The sequence below is a fragment of the Pseudomonas sp. GW821-FHT03E01 genome, assembly GCF_059420765.1.
The window spans coordinates 1-4,991 of sequence record NZ_JBWKUI010000034.1 but is presented as its reverse complement, the minus strand read 5'-3'; the positions used below and the strand labels follow the sequence as shown (position 1 = coordinate 4,991).

4 protein-coding genes and 1 pseudogene are annotated in these 4,991 nt (G+C 51.9%); 2 read left to right on the top strand and 3 right to left on the bottom strand.

Annotation, left to right across the window (positions count from 1 at the left end):
- A partial coding sequence (locus AC07VO_RS29860) for a DUF637 domain-containing protein (RefSeq protein ID WP_492568757.1) occupies positions 1-2,547 on the top strand: 2,547 nt, incomplete at its 5' end.
- Complete coding sequence (locus AC07VO_RS29855) at positions 2,544-3,002, top strand: DUF4279 domain-containing protein (RefSeq protein ID WP_225609357.1); 459 nt, start codon at positions 2,544-2,546, stop codon at positions 3,000-3,002. The genes AC07VO_RS29860 and AC07VO_RS29855, both read left to right, overlap by 4 nt.
- Positions 3,003-3,327: 325 nt before the next feature.
- On the opposite strand, the pseudogene AC07VO_RS29850 reads toward AC07VO_RS29855, so the two are convergent.
- From AC07VO_RS29850 to AC07VO_RS29840, 3 genes and pseudogenes are all read right to left on the bottom strand, one after another.
- Positions 3,328-4,062 (bottom strand): annotated as a pseudogene (locus tag AC07VO_RS29850) (IS4 family transposase); the annotation flags it as partial.
- Positions 4,063-4,313: 251 nt separating this feature from the next.
- A complete protein-coding gene (locus AC07VO_RS29845; RefSeq protein WP_086946472.1) occupies positions 4,314-4,586 on the bottom strand; it encodes a hypothetical protein in 273 nt (90 codons plus the stop codon).
- Positions 4,579-4,991 (bottom strand): hypothetical protein (locus AC07VO_RS29840; protein WP_492568759.1); only part of this gene is annotated, 413 nt, incomplete at its 5' end. The genes AC07VO_RS29845 and AC07VO_RS29840, both read right to left, overlap by 8 nt.

Here is a 4,991-nt window from a genome sequence, read left to right as displayed (position 1 = left end):
TTCTTCGGTGCTGCCGCCAACGAAGAGCATTCCTATTTCAAGGACAAAAAAGAAACCCGTCAGGAAGACCACGTCAGCCAGATCGGCACCTCACTGGATGCGGGCGGCAAACTGACCCTCAAGTCCGGCAAGGACATGACGCTGGTTGCCAGCGACATCAGCGCCGGCAAAGAAGCCTACCTGCATGCCGACGGCGACCTGCAACTGCTGGCCGCACAGAACAGTGATTACTCACTGTATGACATGAAAAAAAGCGGTGGTTGGGGCAGTAAAAAGACCCAGCGTGATGAGGTGACTGATGTGAAAAACATCGGGAGCCAAATCACCACAGGCGGCGACCTGACCCTAGTCAGCGGTGGCGATCAGCGTTACCAGGGCGCCAAGCTCAACAGCGGCGGAGACCTGACGCTGGACAGCGGCGGCAGCATTACGTTTGAGGCAGTGAAAGATACGCATCAGGAAAGTCACGAAAAGAGTGATACCAACCTCGCGTGGATGTCGATGTCAGGCAAGGGCAGCACCGATGAAACGTTGCGCCAAAGCGTGCTAACCGCGCAGGGCAATGTCGCAATAAATGCGGTAAATGGGCTGCATATTGACCTCAAGCAAGTCAATCAGCAGACGGTGAGCCAGGCCATTGATGCGATGGTGGCAGCCGACCCGCAAATGGTCTGGTTGAAAGATGCTGAGCAGCGTGGGGACGTGGATTGGCAGCTAATTCAGGAGGTGCACGACTCTTACGAGTACAGCAACTCCGGGCTCGGTCAAGGGGCGATGCTGGCGATCATTATCATTGTCACTGTCTTGACTGCTGGCTCGGGCACTGCCGCAGCTCTTGCAAGTTCCGCTTCCGCCGCAGCACAAACTGCCGCGTTGGCTGCTGGTATGTCAGCAGCCACGGCAGCAACTATTGGCGCCGCAGCAGCGGCTGCTGCAACGGCGAGTTTCTCGGCCGTTTTATCGCAGGCAGCCATCAGCGGGATCAACAACAAGGGCAACTTGGGTGCCACGCTCAAGGATGTGACCTCTTCGGAGAGCCTAAAAGGGTATGTAGTTAGCGGGCTGGTAGCGGGCTTTGCGGCGGGTGTCCTAGACAAAGCATTTGGCGTGACTGCCGAAGGCGCGGGCAAGGCCACTCATGGTTTCGCATTGGGTGAGCTGGACGGTTTCACCAAGTATGCCGGATACACCTTGGCTGAAAATGGCTTCGCCGCTTCGGCAAACGCAGCGCTCAATGGCGGCAGCCTCAAAGACGCACTGGCTGAAGCTGCCATAGGCAGTGTTGCCGACGCATTGTCGGCCTCTCTCTATAACAAGCTTGGGACCCAACTGGAGTTTTCAGGACTCCCTGCAAAAGTTGCAGCACATGCATTGGTGGGGGGGCTGATCGCAGAGTTGGCTGGCGGTGATTTCAAAATGGGCGCTCTGGCCGCCGGGGCTAATGAGGCATTTGTTGCCACAATTGGCGATTCCATTTTCAAAGGCGACGCACACGATCAGCTTCTGGCGCTGACTTCACAGCTGATCGGTTTGTCTGTGACTGCCGCTGCAGGCGGCTCGGACAAGGATCAGGCGATATCCGGTTGGGTCGCCGCCCAGGCGACAAAGTTCAATAGCCTCGATCATCCAACGGCTGAAAAGCTTTTGAATGAGATCAAAGACTGCAAAGCGAGTGGCAATTGCAGCGAGGCCAAAATTCGCGAGGTGATAGCGCAATACGAGAAAATTTCGTCTGCGCGATCTGCCTTGATCGACGCTTGTACGACGCGTGCATGCGTCGAATCTATCCAAGCCAATACCATCGCCATGGACGATCCGGTTGCAAAGGACCTGTTGAACCTGTTCAAAACCTCCATCGCATATGACATGTATGGCTTGATGGTGGGCGATCCGAGCAAGGTTGCCATTCCTTCACAAGGCATGGATGCGTGGGGAGGCACTTTTGTTACCGATGATCAACTAGCCTTTGCCAAGTACATCCAAGAAGGATGGTTGACCACTGCGGAGCAAGCTCATCTAGACACTTGGACTAAAGAAACGTCTTGGATGGACAACGCCGCTGGGCGGGTATTGAGTGTTTCTGAGAAGGCCGGGATGCTGCTCAACCTCGGCAATACGATGTTGACCGAGGGGTGGGGTAAGGCCGCAAATGGCAATTCGCTTGGCAATGGTGTAAAAAAAGGGGATGGAATCTCCAAGGATGCTGATGGATTTGGAGAGGGTGCAAAAGGTAATCAGCTCATTAATGGGAAATGGGTTGACGGTGAAGGGCTACCATTACCTGTTCCTTCCAGTGTAGGTGCGTCCGGCCGAGTACCTAATGTTTTGCAAACAGGGGGCAATACTCTAAACAAAAGCACAGCCAACGGCTTGAATGAATATTTTGGTGAGAGCTTAACTCCGCGTGAGTGGGGGAGAGCGCTTGAGGCACTAAAAGCCGATGCTGGCAAACTGCCTAACAATTTTCACGGTCGAATACTAGATAATGGCGATTATGTAGGTAAGACTGGCGAAGTTATCGGGAATATTAGAGATTATCTGCCATGAGTGTAAAAGCCAGAATTACACCTGTAGCATCAGATTATGAAACCTGTGCTGAGTGCTATGTCAGGCTAATGATTTTTTCCGGAGAATTTCATCCAGACGAAATTACTAAGCTTTTGCAGATTCAGCCTACAGTCGCAAATTTTGCTGGGGAAAAGGTTGCAAATAGTCGGGGGCTTACCAGGGAAGTAAAAAACTCGATGTGGTTCCTGTCTACTGAAAGTAACATATCCTCTAAAGATATCAGGGAGCATATCGATTGGCTGGTCGAAACTATTTATCCGCATCGTGAATCACTAAGTAAAATTCAAGAGATGGATGGTGTTAAAGTCACCTTGAAGTGTGTATGGTTTTCTTTATTAGGGCACAGCGGCCCAGTACTTTGGCCTGAGCAAATGCGCGCTTTGGCGGATCTGGATTTAGAGTTGTCTTTTGATATTTATTTTGCCGAAAATTAGAGGGTGCAAAAGCAATCGATGATTCTGCTGCCTATACAAAGTGGTGGGACAATGTTGCTCAACCTAAGACTCTAACTGATAGAGAGGCCAGGGCTTGGTATTTATCTAAAGAGGCAGAAATCCCAAGTCGAATTGATACCGGATTACCTCTGGAAGATCAGGCTAAACAGGCATTTGCCATGAGAAATGATTTAAGGTCTACAGCTAGAGAATTAATGTCTAACAGAAATTTGGCCGATTCTTTGAAAAGGAAAAACGGGGACAGACCACGTTTATCCTGAGAATGGCAGAGAATGGGGGCAGACTCTGAGTGATCCCCACAAATCTACTCCAGAGCCTGCGCCTGTTGATGTACCTCGTTTCTTAACGCGTGCTCAAGTCTCTCCAAGGTTTTTCCAGACTTTGAGCCGCGTCCGCTCCGCCAGTATTCCAACCCCAGTCGCCACAGCGATAAGACTCGTCGGTTTTTAAGACTATTGCTTTGAAAGCGATGTTCGTGGCCCGCCTCGCGGGCCTGCAAGCCGGTCAAACAGATGATGTAGTTGGCCAGAGCCGCGATCAATAACAGCACTTCAATTCGGCGTGGGCAGTGACTTCGATGGCGAGTCACGCCAACACCGAAGTACTCGCTTTTTACATCTCGGAAGCCTTCCTCTATCTGCATCCGCTGCTTTTAAATCGCCACAATTTTCGATGGATTCCATAGATCCTCCGGCAGATTACTGGCCAGCAACCATGGCTCTCGTTCACGATTAGCCGATTGCCTGCTGAGTTTGTTTTTAGCGATTGATCCGGTGACGCGTTGATGTTTCCGCCCCTTGGCGGGATGCCTGACGCAGTACAACTGGATAAAATGCGGAGCGCTTTGGGTCATCTCGATTTGGCCCAGTGACTCCGGCGAAGAAGACGCCAAAGCGTACAGATTTTTCACCGTCAACCAGGTGTTCGAATCACTGCGGTAAAGATCGCGATTGCGCACTCGAGCCACGTAATACCAACCTTGCGCCTCGACAGCCTTGATCCAGGGCCGCCGAAAACCCGCATCGGCCACAAGGATCGGCACACCGAAAAGAGGACAGATCTATTTGTTTGCCCGGCGACCAATAAGGACTCTTGTTCAAGACTCGTCTAGTTGTTAATGGTTGCAAATTCCAAGTAAAAACCTAAAGGGGACGGATTTATTTATTACCCAGAAGATAAATTTTTCCCTGAGCCCCCCCGATTTTTCTTACGACAAATCGAAGAACCCTAACTGTTAGGTTTTTGTTTGAACCATATAAAACGGGCGACCTACAGGTCGCCCGTTTTCATTCACTCCGCAGCCTGCTCCCGCAACCGCCGACCAATCACATCCATCAAATCACAGCCATCGCGCAACGGTATGGCGAGCAATTTTGAGAAGTCGGATAGCACGACGGTGTCGCAGCCGATTTCTGCGCGAAAGGCGATGTTCTCCAATACCTGGGTAACCGTGCGAATACGGTAATCCGCCATTGCTTGCAGGACATCCAATGGCGCTTGGGTGTCGATGAGGAGTGATGCCGGGATCAGGTCGATTCCGGTGAGGGGCATGTATCTATCCATAGTTGAAGCCTCGTTTAGTTTGCTGAGACTGCCAGCAGATCGTCGCCAAACGAAATGGGGTGGCAGCTGTACGCAGGTTGGCGAACCGGAAACGAGTAACCGGCAGACCCGAAGGTCTCCCGCGCACAACTGCCATAAAAACAGTTTTGCGGATGCGAAGGCGCCTGCAAATAAGCAGACAGCTCTCGCACTCGTTCGTCAGGTCGCCAAACCCGGTCGCCATTGGGACGACGGGCGGACTATAAGCTTCATCGTTCCAGCGGTGCAAGGTGCCTGATTCCGAGGTTGGTGTAGGACCTTTACGATCAACCGCGTCCAAGGCCTGCCAAGCAACGCTGGCAAATCCCAGCCGCACAAATACCTGATCGAAACCAACCCGGTACTCACCGACCTCAAGCAATTCAT